The 21,120-nt window shown below is 73.2% G+C and carries 15 protein-coding genes and 1 pseudogene; 2 read left to right on the top strand and 14 right to left on the bottom strand.

Going from position 1 to position 21,120, the window contains the following annotated elements:
• From proB to IE331_RS04790, 7 genes and pseudogenes are all read right to left on the bottom strand, one after another.
• Positions 1 to 1,113, bottom strand: coding sequence for a glutamate 5-kinase (gene proB / locus IE331_RS04820; protein WP_192140976.1), 1,113 nt, complete (start codon positions 1,111 to 1,113; stop codon positions 1 to 3).
• Positions 1,110 to 2,693 (bottom strand): GTPase ObgE, encoded by a 1,584-nt coding sequence (gene obgE, locus IE331_RS04815; protein ID WP_192140974.1) that lies wholly within the window; start codon positions 2,691 to 2,693, stop codon positions 1,110 to 1,112. Before obgE ends, proB begins: the two co-directional genes overlap by 4 nt.
• A 131-nt stretch (positions 2,694 to 2,824) precedes the next feature.
• On the bottom strand, positions 2,825 to 3,079 hold the full coding sequence (rpmA, locus tag IE331_RS04810) for a 50S ribosomal protein L27 (RefSeq protein WP_192140972.1): 255 nt from the start codon (positions 3,077 to 3,079) through the stop codon (positions 2,825 to 2,827).
• 68 nt (positions 3,080 to 3,147) lie between these two features.
• Positions 3,148 to 3,450 (bottom strand): 50S ribosomal protein L21, encoded by a 303-nt coding sequence (gene rplU, locus IE331_RS04805; RefSeq protein ID WP_192141728.1) that lies wholly within the window; start codon positions 3,448 to 3,450, stop codon positions 3,148 to 3,150.
• A gap of 826 nt (positions 3,451 to 4,276) precedes the next feature.
• A pseudogene (locus tag IE331_RS04800) lies at positions 4,277 to 6,901 on the bottom strand (Rne/Rng family ribonuclease); the annotation flags it as partial.
• 340 nt (positions 6,902 to 7,241) lie between these two features.
• Positions 7,242 to 7,955, bottom strand: a complete 714-nt coding sequence (locus tag IE331_RS04795; protein ID WP_192140968.1) for a TIGR03936 family radical SAM-associated protein — start codon at positions 7,953 to 7,955, stop codon at positions 7,242 to 7,244.
• A gap of 10 nt (positions 7,956 to 7,965) precedes the next feature.
• Complete coding sequence (locus IE331_RS04790; protein WP_192140966.1) at positions 7,966 to 9,153, bottom strand: winged helix DNA-binding domain-containing protein; 1,188 nt, start codon at positions 9,151 to 9,153, stop codon at positions 7,966 to 7,968.
• Between the two features lie 122 nt (positions 9,154 to 9,275).
• On the opposite strand from IE331_RS04790, the gene IE331_RS04785 reads away from it, so the two are divergent.
• Positions 9,276 to 9,995 carry a hypothetical protein gene (locus tag IE331_RS04785; RefSeq protein ID WP_192140965.1) on the top strand — a complete coding sequence of 240 codons (720 nt, stop codon included), beginning with the start codon at positions 9,276 to 9,278 and terminating at the stop codon, positions 9,993 to 9,995.
• A gap of 7 nt (positions 9,996 to 10,002) precedes the next feature.
• Complete coding sequence (locus IE331_RS04780; RefSeq protein ID WP_192140964.1) at positions 10,003 to 10,638, top strand: DUF4190 domain-containing protein; 636 nt, start codon at positions 10,003 to 10,005, stop codon at positions 10,636 to 10,638.
• 11 nt (positions 10,639 to 10,649) lie between these two features.
• Here the strand turns inward: IE331_RS04780 and IE331_RS04775 are convergent, their stop codons facing one another.
• The 7 genes from IE331_RS04775 to IE331_RS04745 form a co-directional block, all read right to left on the bottom strand.
• Positions 10,650 to 12,614 carry a TIGR03960 family B12-binding radical SAM protein gene (locus tag IE331_RS04775; RefSeq protein ID WP_192140963.1) on the bottom strand — a complete coding sequence of 655 codons (1,965 nt, stop codon included), beginning with the start codon at positions 12,612 to 12,614 and terminating at the stop codon, positions 10,650 to 10,652.
• 605 nt (positions 12,615 to 13,219) lie between these two features.
• On the bottom strand, positions 13,220 to 14,698 hold the full coding sequence (locus IE331_RS04770; RefSeq protein ID WP_192140962.1) for an HNH endonuclease signature motif containing protein: 1,479 nt from the start codon (positions 14,696 to 14,698) through the stop codon (positions 13,220 to 13,222).
• A 551-nt stretch (positions 14,699 to 15,249) separates the two neighbouring features.
• Positions 15,250 to 16,407, bottom strand: coding sequence for a rod shape-determining protein RodA (gene rodA, locus IE331_RS04765; protein WP_192140960.1), 1,158 nt, complete (start codon positions 16,405 to 16,407; stop codon positions 15,250 to 15,252).
• A complete protein-coding gene (gene mrdA / locus IE331_RS04760; RefSeq protein ID WP_192140958.1) occupies positions 16,404 to 18,527 on the bottom strand; it encodes a penicillin-binding protein 2 in 2,124 nt (707 codons plus the stop codon). The genes rodA and mrdA overlap by 4 nt, the downstream gene beginning before the upstream one ends.
• Positions 18,527 to 19,039 carry a rod shape-determining protein MreD gene (gene mreD / locus IE331_RS04755; protein ID WP_192140956.1) on the bottom strand — a complete coding sequence of 171 codons (513 nt, stop codon included), beginning with the start codon at positions 19,037 to 19,039 and terminating at the stop codon, positions 18,527 to 18,529. Before mreD ends, mrdA begins: the two co-directional genes overlap by 1 nt.
• Positions 19,036 to 19,989 (bottom strand): rod shape-determining protein MreC, encoded by a 954-nt coding sequence (mreC, locus tag IE331_RS04750; RefSeq protein WP_192140954.1) that lies wholly within the window; start codon positions 19,987 to 19,989, stop codon positions 19,036 to 19,038. Before mreC ends, mreD begins: the two co-directional genes overlap by 4 nt.
• The gene (locus tag IE331_RS04745) at positions 19,989 to 21,017 is read right to left on the bottom strand and encodes a rod shape-determining protein (RefSeq protein WP_192140952.1); all 1,029 of its coding nucleotides are present in this window, start codon (positions 21,015 to 21,017) and stop codon (positions 19,989 to 19,991) included. Before IE331_RS04745 ends, mreC begins: the two co-directional genes overlap by 1 nt.
• Positions 21,018 to 21,120: the final 103 nt, after the last annotated feature.

The raw sequence follows: 21,120 nt of genomic DNA, 5'->3' as shown, positions 1-21,120 counted from the left end.
TCAGAGCACCACCATGTCGTCGCGGTGCACGACCTCGCGCTCGTAGCCGGCGCCGAGCTCGCGCTTGAGGTCGGCCGAGGACCGTCCGACCAGGGCCGGCACCTCGTCGGCGTCGAAGTTCACCAGGCCACGGGCCACCGGCCGCTCGTCGGGGCCGACGAGGTCGACCGGGTCGCCGGCCACGAAGGCGCCCGAGGCGCCGGTGACCCCTGCCGCCAGCAGGGAGGCACGGCGCTCCGTGACCGCCCGGACGGCACCGGCGTCGAGGTGGACCGAGCCCCGGGGCTCGGTGGCGTGCGCCAGCCAGAGCAGCCGGGTCGGGCGACGGCGTCCGGTCGCGTGGAACAGGGTCCCGACCGGGTCCCCGGCGAGCGCCGCGGCCGCCCGGTCTGCGGAGGTGAGGACCACCGGGACGCCGGCGCCCGTGGCGATCCGCGCGGCCTCGACCTTGGTGACCATGCCGCCGGTGCCGACCCCGGCTGCTCCCACCGACCCGATGGCGACCCCGGACAGGTCCGCCTCGGTCCGGATGTCGGGCAGCAGCGAGGTGCCCGCCTGGGCGGGGTGGCCGTCGTAGAGGCCGTCCACGTCGGAGAGCAGCAGGAGCAGGTCGGCGTGCACGAGGTGGGCGACCAGCGCGGCCAGTCGGTCGTTGTCGCCGAAGCGGATCTCCGAGGTGGCGACGGTGTCGTTCTCGTTCACGATGGGCAGCACGCCGAGCTCGAGGAGCTTGGCGAAGGTCTGGTGCGCGTTCCGGTAGTGGGCCCGCCGGGTGATGTCGTCGACGGTGAGGAGGACCTGGCCGGTGGTGAGCCCGTGCCGGGCCAGCTCCTCGGTGTAGCGGTGCACCAGCAGCCCCTGGCCGACCGACGCCGCGGCCTGCTGGGCGGCGAGCCCGCGGGGGCGCCGGGCCAGGCCGAGCGGTGCCAGGCCGGCGGCGATGGCACCGCTGGAGACCAGCACCACCTCGACGCCGCGCCCTCGGACGGCGGCCAGCACGTCCACCAGGTCGCGGACCCGGCCGGGGTCGATGCCGCCGGCGGCGGTGGTCAGCGAGCTCGAGCCGACCTTGACCACGACCCGACGGGCACCGGTGACCGCCGGGCGGCTCATGTTCCGGGGTCCTCGAGCCGGTCGGGGTCGCCCGCGGAGCCGATCTCGTACGACCTGGGCCCGGTGTCCCCGTCGCCGGCCCCGTCGCCGGCCCCGTCGCCGGCCCCGTCGCCGGCCCCTCGGGACTCCCGGTCGAGCCGGCGGGCGACGTCGGCCCGGGTCTCGGTCTCGGTGCGCTCCCCCATCGCCTCGTCGATGGCCCGGCGCCGCCGCGACGCCGGCCGCGAGTGGTCGAAGCGCTGGTCCTCGCCCCGCCGCCCGAGCATCTCCGCGCCGGCCTCGACACCGGGCTGGAAGTCGAAGACCACGGCGTTGTCAGGGTGGCCGATCAGGACCGTGTCACCCTCGACGGCACCCAGCGAGAGCAGCCGCTCCTCGACCCCGAGCCGGTTGAGCCGGTCGGCGAGGAAGCCGACGGCCTCGTCGTTGCTGAAGTCGGTCTGCCGGACCCAGCGCTCCGGCTTCTCCCCCCGGACCCGCCAGCCCTCGCCGGTCTCCTTGACGGTGAAGTCGCCGCCGTCGACGGACTCGGGGCGGAGCACGATCCGCTGCGCCTCGGCGACCGGGCGGTCGGCGCGGGCGGCGGCGACGATCTCGGCCATCGCGAAGGACAGCTCACGCAGGCCCTCCCCCGAGGCGGCGCTGACCTCGAAGACCCGCAGCCCGCGCTCGCGGAGCTCGTCGACGACGAACGAGGCGATGTCACGACCGTCGGGGACGTCGACCTTGTTCAGCGCCACCAGCCGCGGCCGGTCCTCGAGGCCGCCGTAGCGGGCAAGCTCGTCCTCGATGACGTCCAGGTCCCCGACCGGGTTGCGTCCCGGCTCGATCGAGGCGGTGTCGATGACGTGCACGAGCGCGGCGCAGCGCTCGATGTGCCGCAGGAAGTCGTGGCCGAGGCCGCGTCCCTCGGCGGCCCCTTCGATCAGCCCCGGGACGTCGGCGACGGTGAAGGTGGTCTCCCCCGCGCGGACCACACCGAGGTTCGGCACCAGCGTGGTGAACGGGTAGTCGGCGATCTTGGGCCGGGCCCGGGAGACCGCGGCGATCAGCGAGGACTTGCCGGCGCTGGGGAAGCCCACGAGGCCGATGTCGGCGACCACCTTGAGCTCGAGCGCGAGGTCGAGCTCGTCACCGGGCTCGCCGAGCAGCGCGAAGCCGGGGGCCTTGCGCTTGGACGAGGCGAGGGCCGCGTTGCCCAAGCCGCCCCGGCCGCCGCGGGCGATCACCATCTCGGTGCCCGGGCCCACGAGGTCGGCCAGCACCCGCCCGCGCTGGTCGGCCACGACCGTGCCGTCCGGCACCGGCAGCACCAGGTCCGCGCCGTGCCCGCCGTTGCGGTGCCCACCGGCCCCGTGCCCACCGTGCTCGGCCCGGCGCCGGGGGCTGTGGTGGTAGTCGATGAGCGTGGTGACGTCGGGGTCGACCCGCAGGATCACCGAGCCGCCGGGACCGCCGTTGCCGCCGTCCGGCCCGCCCAGCGGCTTGAACTTCTCGCGGTGGACCGACGCGACGCCGTTGCCACCCCGTCCCGCCGCGACGTGCAGCGTCACCCGGTCGACGAAGGTCGGGACAGCCATGGGGTTCCTTTCGGTGGTCGGGACGGTCGTGCGGACCGGGCCCGAGCCAAATGCCGAAGGGCGCCCCCAGGCCGGGGACGCCCTCGGTGGAGCCGGGCTCGTGTGCTCAGCCGGCTGGTGCCTGCCTCAGGTCACTCGCCGGGCAGGATGTTGACGACCCGGCGCCCGCGTCGGGTGCCGAACTCGACGGCGCCCCCGACCAGGGCGAACAGGGTGTCGTCGCCGCCACGGCCGACGCCGCTCCCGGGGTGGAAGTGGGTGCCGCGCTGGCGGACGATGATCTCGCCGGCGTTGACCAGCTGGCCGCCGTACCGCTTGACGCCGAGGCGCTGCGCGTTGGAGTCCCGACCATTCTTGGTCGAGGCCGCGCCCTTCTTGTGTGCCATGAGTTCAGTCCTTCGCTGTGTGCGAGCCGCGAGAAAATCGTGGGGATGCAGGTGAGGGGGTCAGACGGTCAGACCGTGATGTCCAGGACTTTGACCTGGGTGTACTTCTGGCGGTGGCCCATGCGCTTCTTGTAGCCGGTCTTGTTCTTGTACTTCTGGATGATGATCTTCGGGCCCTTGGTCCCGCCGAGGACCTCGGCGGTCACGGCGGCCTTGTCCAGGCCGGTGGAGGTGACCTTCTCGCCGTCGACGACCATGACCACCGGGAGACTCAGCGACTCGCCCACGGCCGTGGAGACCTGGTCGATCTCGATGACGTCGCCGACGGCAACCTTCTGCTGGGTGGCGCCAGCGCGCACGATCGCGTACACCGCGGTCTCCTTCGTCGATTCCTGCTGGTTCATGCTCGGGTCCTGGGGCTCGGGCGCTCGCGCGCGGCCACGCAGGGAGGGCATGCGGATGCACACCGAGGGTTTATAGTACGGACCCGACGGCATCGGGGCAAAACGAGACCTCGTCCGACCGCGGCTGCCGTCTCCCTGCGTCCGCGGCTCAGCGCTTGCGGGCGCCCTTCTTCTTGATCGGGACGTGCAACCCGTCGCCGTCGCCGGCTCCGGTCCCGGCGTCGCCCTGGACGTCGGGGACGTCCTCGGGCGAGGGCTCGACCCCGGGCTCGACGTCGACGACGCCAGGCTCCACGTGGCCGTTGCCGGAGGGACTGCCCACGCCGGAGGTGGGAGTGACCTCGTCCAGCGTCGGGACCCCGGGCGGGGGCCCGGCCGGACGGCTGGCACTGCGACGCCGGGTCCGGGTGACCACCTTGGGGGCGGCCGGAGGAGCCTCGGGTGCCGGCTCGGCAGGAGCCTCGGCGGGAGCCTCGGCCTCGGGAGCCGGCGCAGCCTCGGGTGCCGACTCGGCCTCGACCGGGGTCTCGGTCGCCGGCTCCGCGTCGGCCGGGGTCTGTGTCGGGCTCTCGTCGACCCGGGTCGCGGGCGCGGCCTCGTCGGCCGGGGTCTGCGCCGGGGACTCGGTCGGTGCCTCGTCCGCCGGCGGCCTGTCGGCGTTCTCCGGCTTGGCGACCGCGGCGACGTCCTTGGGCGAGGGCGCCCTGCCGGCGCTGCCGGACTGGCCGGTGCCCCGGCCCCTGCCGTTCCCGTTCCCGTTGTCCTTGTCGTTGCCGTGGTCGTTGTCGGAGCCGTTGCCGCCCTCGCCCTTGCCGCGTCCACGACCGCGGCGGCTGCCGCGGCGGTCGTCGTCGGCCTTCCTCGGCTCGACGGGCATGTCGTGGACCACCAGGCCACGACCCTGGCAGTGCTCGCAGTCCTCGGAGAACGCCTCCAGCAGCCCGGTGCCGATCCGCTTGCGGGTCATCTGCACCAGGCCGAGCGAGGTCACCTCGGCGACCTGGTGCCGGGTCCGGTCCCGGCCGAGGCACTCGACCAGCCGGCGCAGCACGAGGTCGCGGTTGGACTCCAGGACCATGTCGATGAAGTCGATGACGATGATGCCGCCGATGTCGCGGAGGCGGAGCTGGCGCACCATCTCCTCGGCCGCCTCGAGGTTGTTCTTGGTGACGGTCTCCTCGAGGTTCCCGCCGGACCCGGTGAACTTCCCGGTGTTGACGTCGACCACCGTCATCGCCTCGGTGCGGTCGATGATCAGCGACCCTCCCGAGGGCAGCCAGACCTTGCGATCCATGCCCTTGGCGATCTGCTCGTCGATCCGGTAGGCCGCGAACACGTCACCGCTGTCCTCGGTCCGCTCGAAGCGCTCGAGCCGCTCACCCAGGTCGGGCGCGACCTGGTCGACGTACTCGTGGACCACGTCCCAGGCGTCGTCGCCCTGGACGACCAGCTTGGCGATGTCCTCGGTGAACAGGTCACGGACCACCCGCAGGGTGAGGTCGGGCTCGCCGTAGAGCAGCTTCGGGCCGCTGCCGGACTTGGCGCGCTTCTCGATCTCCTCCCAGCGGGCCTTGAGCCGCTCGACGTCGCGGGTGAGCTCCTCCTCGGAGGCACCCTCCGCGGCGGTGCGCACGATGACGCCCGCGGTGTCCGGGACGATCTCCTTGAGCAGGGTCTTGAGCCGGTTCCGCTCGGTGTCGGGGAGCTTGCGGGAGATCCCGCTGGTGGTGCCGTCGGGGACGTAGACCAGGAACCGGCCGGCCAGGCTGACCTGGCTGGAGAGCCGGGCGCCCTTGTGCCCGATGGGATCCTTGGTGACCTGCACCAGCACGGACTGACCGCTGGAGAGCACCGACTCGATCTTGCGGGGCTGGCCCTCCTTGTGGCCCAGCGCGGACCAGTTGACCTCGCCGGCGTAGAGGACCGCGTTGCGGCCCTTGCCGATGTCGATGAACGCCGCCTCCATCGAGGGAAGGACGTTCTGGACCCGGCCGAGGTAGACGTTGCCGATGAGCGAGGACTGCGACTCGCGGGCTACGTAGTGCTCCACCAGCACCTTGTCCTCGAGGACGGCGATCTGGGTCAGGTCGTCGCGCTGCCGGATCACCATCGTGCGGTCGACCGACTCGCGGCGGGCCAGGAACTCGGCCTCGCTCACGATCGGGGCGCGTCGGCGTCCGGCCTCGCGCCCCTCGCGGCGGCGCTGCTTCTTGGCCTCGAGGCGGGTGGACCCGGAGACGGCGGTGATCTCGTCCTCGGGGTTGCGGGCCTTGCGGACCCGGGTGACGGTGTTGCGCGGGTCGTCCTGCCCGTCGCCGCCGTCCTCGCCTGCCCTGCGGCGGCGCCGCCGACGCCGGGAGCCGGGGCTGTCGCCGCCCTCGGAGTCCTGGTCCCCACCGTCGTCGTCCCCGCCCGACTGGCCCGACTGGCCCGACCCCTCGGACCCGTCGCTGCGCCGGTCGTCCCCGGAGTCACCGTTGCCGGACTTGCGACGGCGACGACCGCCACGGCGGCGCCGGCGCCGCGCGCCGTTGCCCTCGCCGGTCTCGGCGTCGTCGGAGTCGCCGGAGCGGCCCTCGGAGCCCTCTGACCCCTCTTGGCCCTCGTGACCCTCTGCGGGCGCGTCAGCCTCGTCGGCGTCCCGGGTCCGGGTCCCACCCTCGACCTGGCCCTCGCCCTTGGCGGTGCTCGGCGCCTCGTCCGGGCTCGTGGCCGGGGACTTCTTCGCGGCCTTCTTCGGGGCCTTCTTCGCGGTCGCGGGTGCGGTCTCGTCCTGCCCGGTGGCGGCCTCCTCGGCGGACGGGGCCTCGGCATCAGGCTGCTCGGCCGGGGGCTGCTCGGCGGTGGCCGGCCTGCCGCGGGTACGCCGACGAACCGGCGTGGTGGTCACCTCCGGCGCCTGGAACAGCGGGACCGACGGGGCGCCGCCCTCGGCGGCAGCGGAGGCCGGGGCCTCGGAGGCGGGCTGCGCCTCGGACGCCGCGGTGGGCGTCTCGGGAGTCGGCGTCTCGGGAGCGGGGGCCTCGGACCCGGCCGCGGGAGCGGTCTTCTTGGCCGACCCGGCGGTGCTCTTGCGGGCCGCCGTCTTCTTGGCCGCGGTCCGCTTGGCGGCGGTCTTCTTCGCCGGGGCCTGGCTCGGCTCCTCCGCCGACGCGTCCGGCGTGTCCCCGGACGTGTCTCCGGTCGGGGCCGCAGTCGGGGCCGCGGAGGTCTCCGGCAGCGGGGTGTCCGCCTCGTCAGCGGGGGCCGCGGTCTTCTTGGCGGCGCTCTTGCGGGCCGCGGGTGCCTTCTTGGCCGCCCGCTTGGCGGGGGCCTTCTTCGCCGGCGCCGCCGGCTCCCCCCTGTCGGCCCCGGTGTCGGCGCCGGTGTCGGCGCCCGTCTCGGTGCCGGTGTCGGTGCTGGTGTCGTCGTCGAGCATGTGTGCTCCTCGGCTCCCGACCGACGACGAGGTCGGCCCGGGCCTGGTCCCACGCCGTCCACCCCGGGGAGCGGATGACGCTAAGCCTTCCGGTGGCGACGAGATCCCCCGCAGGGCGTCAACGGGCGCAGGCCGGGCCACCTGCCGCGGTCGCTGGGCCGGGATCTCTCCCGGGACGTGTCGCTGTCACCGACACGGCCGCGTCGCGGTCTGGTGACGACTTGCACCCCCTGTGCCGGGGCCTGGTTGACCGCGGCGAGGACGTCGTCGGGTCATCGTGCGCGGCGAGCCGCGGCACGCTGACCTGTGGGGAGTATCGCACACCCCTCGCCGGAACCGGTCACTCCGCCGGACCCAGCGGGTCGCCGACCGTCCCGTCCTCACCCAGCGGACCCTGGGCCAGCCGGGTGAGCAGGGTGCCGGCACCCACCTCGAGCTCGGCGAGCCGGGTGAGGCCGGTGAGTACGTCGTCCGGGCGCACGCTGGGCACCCCGTGCCGGAGCACGACCCGGATCGCGGCCCCCCGGTCGGAGTCGGTCACGGACATCGACACCACCGCCGAGCGGGCGTCGAAGGTGCGCAGGCCCTTCTTCGTCATCCGCTCGACCGGGACCTCCTCGGCCGCCAGGAACGTCTCGACCGCGGGCCGGACCTCCGCCGGCGGCGTGGTCACGTCGACGACCCAGACGCTGGCCTCGAGCCGGTCCGCCAGCGAACCGCCGGGCGAGACCGCCACCTCGAGCACGTCCAACCCGTCGGGCAGGGCCTCGGCGAGGAGCTCGTGGATCCCGGCCGGGTCGACCACCTCCGCCAGAGCGATCTCGAGGTACTCCGCCTCGCTGGCCGACCCGGTCGGGGCGGCACCGGCGTAGGAGATCCGCGGGTGCGGGTTGAAGCCCGAGGAGTACGCCATCGGCACCCTCGCCCGGAACACCGCGCGCTCGAAGGCGCGGCTGAAGTCGCGGTGGCTGGTGAAACGGAGCCGGCCACGCTTGGCGTAGCGCACGCGGAGTCGCTGGACCGGCGGGGCCTGTTGCTCGGGCTGCTCACGCACGGCGGACAGGCTAGCGGGCCCGCTGCTTCATGAGCGCGGACGGGTAGACGGTGCCGACCCGCTCCCCCGCGAGCCACTCCCCCAGCCGATCGGCCTCCACCTCCAGCGCGGCGCGGGCCTCCCGGCCGGGGTCGCCGACCGGCACCACGACCACCCGGCCGTCCGGCTCCTGCAGCCAGCAGCCCACGGCGCGACCGCCCCACCAGGCGGTGGTCCCGGCGTTGCCGTTGCGGTCGAACAGCTGCGGTTCCAGGTCGCCGAGGTAGAAGCCGCGCTGCTTCCAGCCCATGACGGTCGGATCGAGCACCGGCAGCAGCGCCGCCCACGGCTCCGGCTCCGGCACCCGGTCCAGGTCGTCGGGGAGCAGCCACCCGGTCTCGCTGCGGTCGAGGGAGACCTCGACGGCGGCGTTGTCGGCCAGGGCCTGCCGCGCGGCCGAGACGGTCGAGCCGAGCCACCACTGCAGGTCGCGCAGCGTGCCCGGGCCGAAGGTGCCCAGCCAGCGGCGTACCAGCTCGGCGTAGCCCTCGCGGGGCGGGCAGGGCTCGGGCACCGCGCCCGGCCCGCCGAGCCAGTCGGCGGTCGCCGTCCACGTCGGCCGCGAGGACCGCCAGGCGCCGGCGTTGCCACCGCGCACCACCCGGCCGGCCGCGCCCAGGCAGGTGAGCACCCGCGGGGCCAGCGGGATCTCTCCGCCCCAGGTGGTGCCGACGCCCACCGCGATCCGACCCGCCACCTCGGGGGCCTCCCGGGCGAGGTCGCCCGCGCTCAGACCTCCGGTGCGGGTCAGGGCATCGAGCACGGCGTCGCAGCCGCCCCGGAGTCGGGCCTCGGCGTCCTCGGCGGCGCCGGACGCCGCGAGGTCCTTGACCGTGCGACGCCACTCCTGCTCCGCGACCCGCGCGGACGCGCTCCCCCAGGCGGCGGGCAGCAGGTCGACGGGGAAGACGAAGAGGGTCCGGCGCATCGCCAGCTGCTTGACCAGCGTGCGGTCGTCGTACAGCGCGCGGTCGACGTCGGCGAGCCGGAGTCCGGACACCCGGGCCCGCAGGGAGAGGTACACGGTGGCCGGCTCCGTGGCGTGCAGCACGGTCATCGCCCGGGTCGCGGCGACCGCGTCGGCGACCCGGTGCGCGGGCGCGATCGCGTGCCGGACGGCGATCCGGTGCCGGCGCTCGGAGTCGGGGACGTGGCGCATGCGGCCAGCATGCCGGACACTTCCGACGGACCGGGTCGGGGCTGAGGAGGTGTCGGCTAGCCTGCAGGCGCAGCGATCCCAACACGATGAGCCGTGTCCGCCCCGGAAGGTCAGCACACTCGATGTCGAACCAGCCGCCGACGTCCCCGAGCCCGTACGGCGAGCCCGTGGCCGTGGCGCCGACCGGGCCACCGGCGCCACCGCCGAACCCGTTCGCCGAGGCGGATCGGCACCCCGACGGGACCGATGAGGAGACCCGCGGGACCGATGAGGAGCCTGACGCGCCAGCCCCGGCGCCGGCCCCGCACCCCCAGCCGCTCTGGAGGGGGCACGAGGCGCCGCAGCAGGTGCCCGGCCGACCGAGCGTCGCCGAGCCCAGCACGTCGGGCACCCCACGCCGGCGACGCTGGTGGCTGCTGCCGCTGGTCCTGGTCGTGCTGGTCGTCGCGGTGGTCGCGGTGCTGGCCCTGTGGCTGCTGGACGGCGACGGGGACGAGGGCACCGCGATCTCCGACCTGGCCGCCGGCGAGTGCCTGGTGAGCACCGACATCGCCGCCGCCAACGGTGTCGTCGAGCGCATCGACGTCGTCGGCTGCACGGAGCCCCACGACGCCGAGGTGTTCGCCACCTACCCGGTGGCCACGTCGGGCGAGGTCGATCTCGAGGCGGCCGGCGCCACGTGCGTCGACGAGCTGGCCGCCTCCGGGGCATCACTGCAGGAGCTCACCGACGACGGCCGCGAGGTGCGGCCGCTGGTCGCCGGCGACACCGACGCCGAGCGGGTCGTCTGCTTCGTCCGGAACAGCGACGGAAGCCAGCTGTCCGGGCCGGTCGTGGGGTGAGCCCACCGTGAGCCAGGACCCGGCCTGGCCGAGCGCCGTGACCGCCCCCCGCAGGACGAACGGGTTGGCGATCGTCGGCTTCGTCCTGAACCTCACGCCGATGGGGCTGGTGCTCCCGGGCTGGGTCTGCGCCGTCATCGGGCTGCGGCAGATCAGGCGGGACGGCACCCGGGGACGCTGGGCGGCGGTGACCGCGCTGGTCATGGGTGCGGTGTGGGCGGTCGCGATCACGGTCGCGGTGGCGCTCGTGGTCTACCTGTCCACCCGCATCGTGAGCCCGGAGGACCTGGAGGCCGGCACCTGCGTCAGCAGCGACGACATCGCGGACGGGTCCGAGTCCATCGGGCTGATCACCGAGGCCGACTGCGACGAGGAGCACGACGGCGAGGTCTACGCGATCCACGAGATCACCCGCGGCGAGGCCAAGGGGTTCACCCCGGACACGGCCGGGGAGATCTGCTACGACGAGCTCATCGCGACCGGCGTGGAGCTGCCGCCGCTCGGCAGGGCCGGCCTCGCGCCGTACCCGATCCTGTCCGTCCCCAGCCCCGGCGCCGGCGACCTGATCGCCTGCACCCTCCGGCAGGAGGACGGCGAGCGTCTCGATCGACGCTACGTCGACCGCCCGCGCGGCCTCGCCTGACTCTGCTCGGCTCAGACGACCGACAGCGGCAGCAGCTTGGCGCCCGTCGGGCCGATCTGGATCTCGGTGTCCATCTCGGGGCAGACACCGCAGTCGTAGCAGGGGGTCCAGCGGCAGTCCTCGACGTCCACGGAGTCGGGGTCGAGGGCATCCTCCCAGTCCGCCCACAGCCAGTCCTTGTCGAGACCGGAGTCGAGGTGGTCCCACGGCAGGGTCTCGTCGTACCCGCGCTCGCGGACGGTGAACCAGTCCAGGTCGACGCCGGTGCCGGCCAGGGCGCGCTCGGCGGCCTCCGCCCAGCGGTCGTAGGAGAAGTGCTCGCTCCAGCCGTCGAACCGGCCACCGTCGCGCCACACCTCCTCGATGATCCGGCCGACCCGCCGGTCGCCCCGGGAGAGCAGGCCCTCGATGATGCCGGGCTTGCCGTCGTGGTAGCGGAAGCCGATGGCACGACCGAACTTCTTGTCGCTGCGGACCGCCTCGCGGAGCTTGCGGAGCCGCTCGTCGGTGGTCTCCTGGTCCAGCTGGGAGGCCCACTGGAACGGCGTGTGCGGCTTGGGCACGAAGCCACCGATGGAGACCGTGCAGCGGATGTCGTTGCGGCCGGACACCTCGCGCCCCTTGGCGATGACCTTCTTGGCCAGGTCGGCGATCTCGAGGACGTCCTCGTCGGTCTCCGTGGGCAGGCCGCACATGAAGTAGAGCTTCACCTGCCGCCAGCCGTGGGAGTACGCCGCCGCGACCGTGCGGATCAGGTCCTCCTCGGTGACCATCTTGTTGATGACCTTGCGCAGCCGCTCGGAGCCGCCCTCGGGGGCGAACGTCAGCCCCGAGCGACGCCCGTTGCGGGAGAACTCGTTGGCCAGGGTGATGTTGAAGGCGTCCACCCGGGTGGAGGGCAGGCTCAGCGAGACGTTGGAGCCCTCGTAGCGGTCGGCCAGCCCCTTCGCGACGTCGCCGATCTCCGTGTGGTCGGCGCTGCTCAGCGAGAGCAGGCCGACCTCCTCGAAGCCGGACTTGCGGATACCGTTCTCGACCATGGCGCCGATCGTCTCGATCGAGCGCTCGCGCACCGGGCGGGTGATCATCCCCGCCTGGCAGAACCGGCAGCCCCGCGTGCAGCCCCGGAAGATCTCGACGGAGAACCGCTCGTGGACGGTCTCGGCGAGCGGGACCAGCGGCTTGGCCGGGTAGGGCCAGGCGTCCAGGTCCATCAGCGTGTGCTTGGCGACCCGGGCCGGCACCCCCGGTCGGTTCGGGGTGATGGAGGCGATGACCGACCCGCCGTCGGAGTCGGCGTACTCCACGTCGTAGAACTTCGGCACGTAGACGCCGCCGCTGGCCGCCAGGCGTCGCAGCACCTCGTCCCTGCCACCGGGCCGACCCTCGGCCTTCCACTCCCGGATCAGCTCGGAGATCGCGAGCACGATCTCCTCGCCGTCGCCGAGGACGGCGGCATCGATGAAGTCGGCGATCGGCTCGGGGTTGAAGGCCGCGTGCCCGCCGGCCAGGACGATCGGGTCCTCGTCGACACGGTCCTTCGCGTGCAGCGCGATGCCGGCCAGGTCGACGGCGTTGAGCATGTTCGTGTAGCCGAGCTCGGTGGAGAAGGAGAGACCCAGCACGTCGAACGCCCGCACCGGGCGGTGCCCGTCCACGGTGAACTGCGGGATCGGGCCCTGCTCGTCGCCCTCGCGCATCACCTGCTCCATGTCCGGCCAGACCGAGTAGGTCCGCTCGGCCACGATCCAGTCCCGCTCGTTGAGGACCTCGTACAGGATCGCGACGCCCTGGTTGGGCAGTCCGACCTCGTAGGCGTCGGGGTACATCAGCGCCCAGCGGACCGTCGGCCCCTCGGGAGCGCAGTCCCAGTCCTTGACGGTGGAGTTGAGCTCGCCGCCGACGTACTGGATCGGCTTCTGCACCGAGGGCAGACGGGGCTCCAGGCGCGGGAACACGGAGGCGGGGGAAGTCACCGGCCAAGGGTACGCCGCGCCCCGTGGGGTCACTCAAATCGAGTAGCCGGCCCAGTGGTTGCGCAGCGAGCGCGAGCCGTCCTCGGTGGTTGAGGAGCGAGCGCCAGCGAGCGTCTCGAAACCACGGTGCCGCTCCCCGTGGTTGAGGAGCGAGCGCCAGCGAGCGTCTCGAAACCACGGCGGCCGCTCCCCGGTGGTTGAGGAGCGAGCGCCAGCGAGCGTCTCGAAACCACGGGTGCCGCTCCCCATCCGGTGGACGTGCAGAACGACGTGCAGCCGCCGCCCTCCAGCGCCGTTCCGCTACTCGGAAACGGGGAGCTGCACGTAGTCCTGCTCGGCCACCGGGTTTCGACACGGTCGCAGAGCGACCTGCTCAACCGACGACGCCCGTCGGTTGCCCTTCGAGACGGCGCTGGCGCGCCCCCTCGGGAACCGGAGCGAGCGCCAGCCGTCCCTGGTGGTTGCCCTTCGAGACGGCGCTGGCGCGCCTCCTCAGGAACCGGAGCGAGCGCCAGCGAGTGTCTCGAAACCACTCCCGAAACCAGCGGTGAACATGCCTGTGCCCCCACCCGATGCTGCCGGGGGTGGGGTGTGGGGCGTGGTCCTCAATGCTCGGGCGGGGACCCGGCCGGGCGGGTCGGGTCGGTGATGTCGAGGGTGCCGGTGCGGTCGCGTCGGAACCGCAGCCCGTGCGGGGAGGTCCACTCGAACACCCCCGGCACCGGGGTGTCACATGCCCAGGCGCCGTGGGTCTTGAGCCGGTGATGCCGCCGACACAGCGCGCCGAGCTTGTCGGTCGCGGTCTGGCCCGGTGGGCCGTCGGGGTCGTAAGGAACCACGTGGTCGGCATCACAGGACCGGGCCGGGCGGGTGCACCACGGGAACACACACGTCCCATCGCGGAGGCGGATGGCCTCGCCCATCCGGTCCGGCACCTCGTAGGCGTCGACCGGGACCAGCCCCTGGTGGTCGAGCACCGGCTTGATCACCACCTGGGCGTCGGGGTGGGCCAGCCAGGTGCGGATCTGGTCGGCGGTCACCGGGGACCGGGACAGCTCACAGCGCCCCACCACCCCCGACCGCCCGGCCTGACCTGACTGCCCAGCCGTCTCGGTTCGGTGACCGGTGTCGGTGATGGCCTCCGCGGCCAGGTGCAGGTAGAGCACCGCCTGCCGCGGCTTCACCCGCCCGCTTCCGGCTCGGCCGGCGGGCTCGTGCGCGCCCGCGGCGGCGTCGGCGGCCTGCTCGCCGCCCGTCTCGTCCGTCTCGTCGATGCCGCGGTCGGCCTCACGGTCGCCGGTGTCGGGGGTGTCGGGGTTGAGGTCCAGGGCGAGCTGCCGGCGGGCCAGGCCGCCGAGCGCCGACGCGCGGCGGGCGTCGAGGTCCTCGGTGGAGCCGAGGGCCTTCAGCTGTGCGGCACCGTTGGCCACGGCGGTGTCGAGGTCCAACGCGTCGGCCAGGTCGAGGATCCCGTGCACCTGGCTGGTGCCGTCGAAGGAGACCTGGCCGTGGGTGATCGTCACGTGCCGGCCCGCGACCGCCCGGTCGGCCCGCTCCTGGGCCAGCTGGGGGTCGCACCGGCCGATCGCCTCGGCGACCAGCCGGTCGATCTGGCCGGGGGTGACCTTGTGCGCCACCGGCGTGACCGCCACGTCCACGAACTCCACCGCTGCCGGGGACAGGACGATGGTGGCGGCCGCGACCCGACGCGCCTTCCACGCGGCCAGGTCCCCGGCCATCACCCGGGTCCACAGGTTCGGCAGCCGGTGCCGCAGCTCGAGGGCTTCGCCGATCAGCGCCTTCCCGGACTCGGTGCCCAACCCCACACCGGCGGCGAACTCGGCCACACAGAACTCCGCCACCTGCGGGGCACCCTGGCCGGCCAGGGGGAGGCCGGTGTCACCGAACAACGCCGTGGACACCGTCGCCGCAGGGTGAATGCCCTCCGGGGGGTGCAGGTCCGCCCATGCACACGCCTCCACCAGCAGGTCGGCCTCGGCCCGGTCCGCGGTCCGACGAAGACCCATCGCCCGACCCAGCACCGCATCCGCGGTGCTCATCGTCTTGGTGGGCTTCGTCCTCATGGCAACCACGCTAGCCGGACCCACTGACAGTCACCCCGGGTCGAGAACCGGTTGTGCACAAGGGGTTTCGACACGCTCGCCAGGGCTCGCTGCTCAACCGGCGGGGGCACCGAGGGTGGGTTTTCGAGACGGTCGCTGCGCGACCTCCTCAACCACCGGGGCGGGTTTCGACACGCTCGCCAGGGCTCGCGGCTCAACCGACGGGGGTGGGTTTCGACACGCTCGCTAGGGCTCGCGGCTCAACCACCGGGACCTTGGTTTCGACACGCTCGCAGGGCTCGCGGCTCAACCGGCGGGGCGGCCGGGGCGTGGTTTCGAGACGGTCGCTGGGCAACCTCCTCAACCGGCGAGGGCCTTGGTTTCGAGACGGTCGCTGCGCGACCTCCTCAACCACCGGGGACGACCGGCCGGCTCAACCAGCGAAGGCGGGCGGGGCGTGGTTTCGAGACGGTCGCTGCGCGACCTCCTCAACCACCGGCAAGGGGTTTCGAGACGGTCGCTGCGCGACCTCCTCAACCACCGGGCTCGCGGCTCAACCGGCGGGCCAGGGGTCAGCGGCCGACGAGCACCCGAGGCGCGACGAGGCGGGTGGGCAGGGCGGAGGCGGAGCGTAGGTGGATGTTCTGCAGCAGGCCGATCGCGAGCAGGCCGGCGAACATCGACGAGCCGCCGTAGGAGACGAACGGCAGCGGCACACCCGTGACCGGCATGATCCCGAGGCACATCCCGATGTTCTGGAACGCCTGGAAGCCGAACCAGCAGGCGATGCCGGCGGCCGCCACCCGGCCGAACATGTCACCCGCGTGGCTGGCGATGGCCAGCGCCCGCCAGATCAGGACGCACAGCAGGCCGATCATCAGGCCGGCGCCCACGAGGCCGAGCTCCTCGCCGGCGACGGTGAACACGAAGTCGGTGTGCTGCTCGGGGACGAAGCCGGACCTGGTCTGCGAGCCCTCGAAGAGGCCCTGGCCGAAGATCCCGCCGTTGCCGATCGCGATCCGCGCCTGCTCCACGTTGTAGCCGGCACCGCGGGGGTCGAGCGTCGGGTCGGTGAACGCGAGGAACCGGTCGACCTGGTAGTCCTTCAGCACCCCGGCGGAGACCGCCACCGCGGCACCGGTCAGGCCGAGCGCGACGAGCGTGCCCAGCCACCGGCGCGGGGTGCCGGCCACGGCCAGCACGCCGAACACCGTCGCCGAGAGCACGAGCATCGTGCCGAGGTCGGGTTGGAGCAGGATCAGGACGGCGGGCAGACCGGCGATCGTCAGCATGCCCAGGACGTCGACCAGCCCCACGGTGCTGCGCCAGCGTCCCTCGGCGCGCTCGGCGACCAGCAGCGCCATGCCGATCACCACCGCGAGCTTGGCGAACTCCGAAGGCTGGATCGACATGCCGCCGACCATCAGCCACGAGCGGGATCCGTTGATCGTGCTGCCCATGACCAGCACCAGGGCCAGACCGACCACCGAGGCGAGGTAGACGAGCGGGGCGATGATCCGCACCCAGCGGTGGTCGGTCGCCAGCACCATCACCATGAGCACGGCACCGATCGCGACGTTCACCAGGTGCTTGCTGAGGTACGCCGTGGGGTTGCCGCCGGTGAGCGCGTCCCGCGGCGCGGTGGCCGACCACACGAGCATGGTGCCCATCGCCACGAGGGCCAGGACCGAGCCCAGCAGGACCCAGTCCAGGCCCGCCCGCCGGTTCATCGCCTCCGCCTCGGGGGCAGCACCGCACCGTCGGTGGCGAACACCGGGAGCGGCCTGCCGGCGACGACACCGGGGATCGCCGCCTGCTCCGGCACGACCTCCTCGCCGCGGACGCCGTACAGCGACTCCCAGATCGCGCGGACCGCCGGCCCCGACGTGCCCGAGCCGGTGCCGCCCTGGGAGACCATCATCACGACCACGTAGTCGTCGGAGTACGACGCCACCCACGACGTGGACTGCTTGCCGTAGACCTCGGCGGAGCCGGTCTTGGACCGGACCACGACCTCGTCGAGCGGGAAGCCGCCCATGCGCCACGACATGGTGCCCTGGCGGGTGACGCCCTGCAGCGCCCGGTCGATGTAGCCGAGCACGCTCGGGGGGACGTCGACGGTGCCCTGCTTCCTCGGCGGGATCCGGCGCACGACCTCCCCCTCGGGGCTCACGATCGCCTTGCCGATGCGGGGCTCCCACAGGGTGCCCCCGTTGGAGATCGCGCCGTACGCGCGAGCCAGCTGGAGCGGGGTGACGATGGTGTCCCCCTGGCCGATCGCGAAGTTCACCGCGTCGCCGGCCCGGTAGGCGTAGCCCTCGATGCAGAACTCGCGCGAGAACCGGCGCAGGAAGTCGCTGGCGTCGGCCGGCGGGTCCTCGGCGAGGTCGCAGTAGTAGTCCTTCTGCGACTCGAAGTAGGCCCGCTTCCACGTGCGGTCGGCGATCCGGCCCGGGGCCTCCCCCGGCACGTCGATGCCGGTCTCGGCACCGAAGCCGAACTCCTTCGCCTCCTGCACCAGCGGGTCCTTGGCGTTGACGTTGCCGACGTCGGAGCCGAAGCGGCGCCAGAAGTCGTAGCCGATCCGGTAGAAGAAGGTGTTGCAGGAGACCTCGAGCGCCTTGTCGAAGCCGATGAAGCCGTAGGCGCCGGACTCGTAGTTCTTGAAGGCCCGGTTCCCCACCTGGAACGCCGACGAGCAGTTCAGCCGGGTGTCCGGGGAGTAGCCGTTGGTGAGCGCCGCGGCCGTCATCACCGGCTTCCAGGTCGACCCGGGGGCGAACTGGCCCTGGGTGGCCCGCGAGAGCAGCGGGGTGCCGGCCGCCTCGGAGTACAGCCGGCTGAGCTCCGGCTGGCTGATCCCGCCGACCCACACCCCCGGGTCGTACGTCGGCTGGCTGGCCATCGCGACCACCCGGCCGGTGCGGGCCTCGAGGACGACGGCGGCGCCGGAGTCGGCGACGTACTTCTTGCCGCTCACCTCGTCGAAGGTCTGCCGCGCGGTGCTGATGGTCTCCGCGAGCTGCTTCTCCACGACCGACTGGACCCGGGCGTCGAGCGAGGTCACGAGGGTGTCGCCCGGGCGGCCGGCGTCGAGCCCGTCCTGCCCGAGCACCCGGCCCATCGAGTCCACCTCGACCCGCTGGTATCCGGGCATCCCGCGCAGCCACCGGTCGTAGGACTTCTCCACACCGGCCCGACCGACCTGGGAGGCGCCGTTGACCGAGCTGTCGTCGTCGAGCTCGGCGGCGTCCAGCTCGTCCTCGGTGATCGGGCTGAGGTAGCCGAGCAGGTGCGCGGCGTTGACGCCGTACGGCTCGGGGTAGGCGCGCACGGACTGCTGCTGCGCGAGCACCGCCGGGTAGTCCTCACCCTGCTCGAGGATCCGCAGCGCGACCTTCTGCGGGACGTCGCTCGCGACCGGCACGGGCTGGTACGGCGACCCGTTCCAGCAGGTGCCGGTCCGGCTGTCGGTGTCGCCGCAGTTGCGCAGCCGCCCACGGATCGCCTTGGGGGTGGCGTCGACGACCCGGGCGACGCGGCGGACCACGGTGTCCTGGTCGCGCTCGGGGAGCCGGCCGAGCAGCGTGCGATCGACCGAGACCACCCAGGAGCTGCGGTTGGCGACCAGCGAGCGGCCCTGCGCGTCCACGATCAGGCCGCGGTCTGGCTGGACCACGATCTCGCGGACGGACTGGGAGACGGCCTGGGCCTGGTAGTCCTCGCCGCCGACCACCTGGAGGTACCACAGCCGCGCGAAGAGGGTCACGAACAGGGAGAACACCAGCGCCTGCACCACGACCAGGCGCAACCGGCTCCGCTGCCCCGCCGGGGAGGTCCGCTGCGGCATCACCAGGCGACCTTGGCGGGCTCCAGGCGCCGGAACAGCGCCATCACGGGGGGCAGGACGAACGGGGTGAGCAGCACGTCCCAGACCACCGCCACCAGCACCACCTCGACGATGTCGGTGACGGCCAGGACGGGGTCGCGCAGCAGCAGGCCGGACAGCGCGAACACCGAGGACCCGACGAACGAGGCGGCAGCGACGGTGGCCACGACGGCGGTCGCGCTGGGCCGGGCCTCCTGGCGCATCCGGCCGGCCAGGTAGCCGACGACCACCAGGGCCAGCGCCCAGCGGCCGGCGATGTGGTCGGCCGGCGGGGCCAGGTCGATCATGGCTCCGGCCAGGAAGCCGAGCGCGGCGGCGGTCTCCGGCCCGCGCACCAGCGCGGCACCGACGACCACCAGCAGCGCCAGGTTGGGGACGACGCCCTCCCAGGCGACGTGCGGGAACAGGCTGACCTGGAGCACCACGGCGGCCGAGACCACGAGCAGGGCCACCAGGCCACGGGCCGCGCTCATCGGTCCCGCCCGCCGGCCTCGACCAGGCCACGGTCGGAGTCGGTGCCGGGTGGCACGACCACCCCGACGAGGTCGAGCGCGGTGAAGTCGACCAGCGGTGCGACCACGGCGCGGCGCGAGGTCTCGCGCGGGCTGGAGAAGATCGCGGTGACCTTGCCGATCGGGATGCCGGAGACGTACGGCGCCCCGCCGCGACTGCCCCACGTGGAGACCACGTCGCCCTGGTTGGCCACGACGGAGTCGTCGACCAGGTCGAGGTCGAGCCGGCCGCGCTCGCCGACCATCCCACGACCGCGCAGGAAGCCGATCTCCATGCTGGAGCCGAGCCGGCCCCCGACCACCGACTCGGAGTCCACGGCCAGGACGACGGTCGCGGTCGAGGACGAGGCCCGCACCACCCGGCCGACGAGGCCGTCGTTGTTGACCACCGTCATGTCCGCGCGGACTCCGGCGTCGGTGCCGGCGTCGATCGTGACCGTGTGCGAGAAGGACTGCCCGGGGCCGTAGCCGACCACGCGGGCCGGCACCAGCGCGTATCCGGTGTCGGAGGCGGCGCGGGTGAGCCCGTCGTACTCGGCCAGCCGGTTCCGGTCGAGGTCGGTGCCGTTGACGGTGCGCCGCAGCTCGGCGTTCTCCGAGCTCAGCCGGGCCACGTCGTCGCGGAGGTCCTGGCGGGACCGGAACCACTCGGGGACGGCGGCGAACGGGCGGACCGCGCCGGCGGTGGCGGCCTCGACCGGGCCGAACGCCTCACCGGCCCAGGCGCGGGCCGGCTCCAGCGGCGAGTCGTCCCCGCCGCGGTAGTCCAGGGTGATCATGGTCGCCGCGGCGAGCACCAGCACGGCGAGGAGCGAGCGGGACGGGCGGTCCCGCCGGGCCAGCCGGTCCAGCCCCCGCCACCGCTTCTCCCGGCTCGCGGCGCCTCGGTCGTGACCGTCGCGAGCGGCCATCAGAACCGCCGCCGGTCGGAGACCAGCACCTGCTGCAGCGCCTCGAACTCCTCGACGCACTTGCCGGCACCCAGCGCCACCGAGGTGAGCGGGTCCTCGGCCACGTGCACGGGCATCCCGGTCTCATGCCGGATCCGCTCGTCGAGGCCGCGGAGCAGGGCGCCGCCACCGGTGAGCACGATGCCGCGGTCCATGATGTCGCCGGCCAGCTCCGGGGGTGTCTGGTCGAGCGTCGCGCGGACGGCGTCGACGATGTCCTGGAGCGGCTCCTCGAGGGCCTGGCGGACCTCGGCGCTGGAGACCACGACGGTGCGCGGCAGCCCCGAGACCATGTCCCGGCCACGGATCTCGGCCTCGGGCTCCTTGGGCAGCGGGAACGCCGAGCCGAGGGTCATCTTGATCTCCTCGGCGGTGCGCTCCCCCAGCATCAGGGAGTACTCCTTCTTCATCCACGCGATGATCGCGTTGTCGAGGTCGTCGCCCGCGGTGCGGACGCTGAGCGAGGTGACGATGCCGCCCAGCGAGATCACCGCCACCTCGGTGGTGCCGCCACCGACGTCGACGACCATGTTGCCGGTCGCCTCGTGGACGGGGAGCCCGGCGCCGATGGCGGCCGCCATCGGCTCCTCGACGATGTACACCCGGCGCGCGCCGGCCTGGTAGCCGGCCTCCTTGACCGCACGCTGCTCGACGGCGGTGATCCCGCTCGGCACGCAGATCACCAGCCGCGGCTTGGCGAAGTAGCGACGCCGGTGCACCTGCTGGATGAAGAACCGCAGCATCTGCTCGGTGGCCTCGAAGTCGGCGATGACGCCGTCCTTGAGGGGGCGGATGGCGGTGATGTTGTCGGGCGTGCGCCCGATCATCCGCTTCGCCTCGTGACCGACGGCCAGGATCTCCTGGGTGGTGTCGTTGAGCGCGACCACGGAGGGCTCGTCGAGGAGCACGCCCTTGCCGCGGACGTAGACCAGTGTGTTGGCCGTGCCGAGATCCACGGCCATGTCACGACCGATGACGCTGTTCGCCATGCGCTGAGCCCTTGTTCGTCGCTCGTTCCGGGGAAGGAGGGTGCACAGCAGCCACGCACACCCAGGGCGAGCCTAAGAGCCGGGAGGCGTCATCCCCGGCAGG

Source organism: Nocardioides donggukensis (assembly GCF_014842875.1).
GTDB classification, from domain to species: Bacteria; Actinomycetota; Actinomycetes; order Propionibacteriales; family Nocardioidaceae; genus Nocardioides; species Nocardioides donggukensis.
Note: the sequence above shows the minus strand (reverse complement) of the source record. Positions and strands in the feature narration are given on the sequence as shown.

Bases quoted from the DNA above. Each gene is read 5' to 3' on its own strand.
- IE331_RS04790 (WP_192140966.1), bottom strand. From the start codon at position 9,153: ATGCGCCACGTCCCCGACTCCGAGCGCCGGCACCGGATCGCCGTCCGG.
- mrdA (WP_192140958.1), bottom strand. From the start codon at position 18,527: ATGCCGCAGCGGACCTCCCCGGCGGGGCAGCGGAGCCGGTTGCGCCTG.
- rodA (WP_192140960.1), bottom strand. From the start codon at position 16,407: ATGAACCGGCGGGCGGGCCTGGACTGGGTCCTGCTGGGCTCGGTCCTG.
- IE331_RS04745 (WP_192140952.1), bottom strand. From the start codon at position 21,017: ATGGCGAACAGCGTCATCGGTCGTGACATGGCCGTGGATCTCGGCACG.
- IE331_RS04785 (WP_192140965.1), top strand. From the start codon at position 9,276: ATGTCGAACCAGCCGCCGACGTCCCCGAGCCCGTACGGCGAGCCCGTG.
- mreD (WP_192140956.1), bottom strand. From the start codon at position 19,039: ATGAGCGCGGCCCGTGGCCTGGTGGCCCTGCTCGTGGTCTCGGCCGCC.
- rpmA (WP_192140972.1), bottom strand. From the start codon at position 3,079: ATGGCACACAAGAAGGGCGCGGCCTCGACCAAGAATGGTCGGGACTCC.
- proB (WP_192140976.1), bottom strand. From the start codon at position 1,113: ATGAGCCGCCCGGCGGTCACCGGTGCCCGTCGGGTCGTGGTCAAGGTC.
- mreC (WP_192140954.1), bottom strand. From the start codon at position 19,989: ATGGCCGCTCGCGACGGTCACGACCGAGGCGCCGCGAGCCGGGAGAAG.
- IE331_RS04770 (WP_192140962.1), bottom strand. From the start codon at position 14,698: ATGAGGACGAAGCCCACCAAGACGATGAGCACCGCGGATGCGGTGCTG.
- obgE (WP_192140974.1), bottom strand. From the start codon at position 2,693: ATGGCTGTCCCGACCTTCGTCGACCGGGTGACGCTGCACGTCGCGGCG.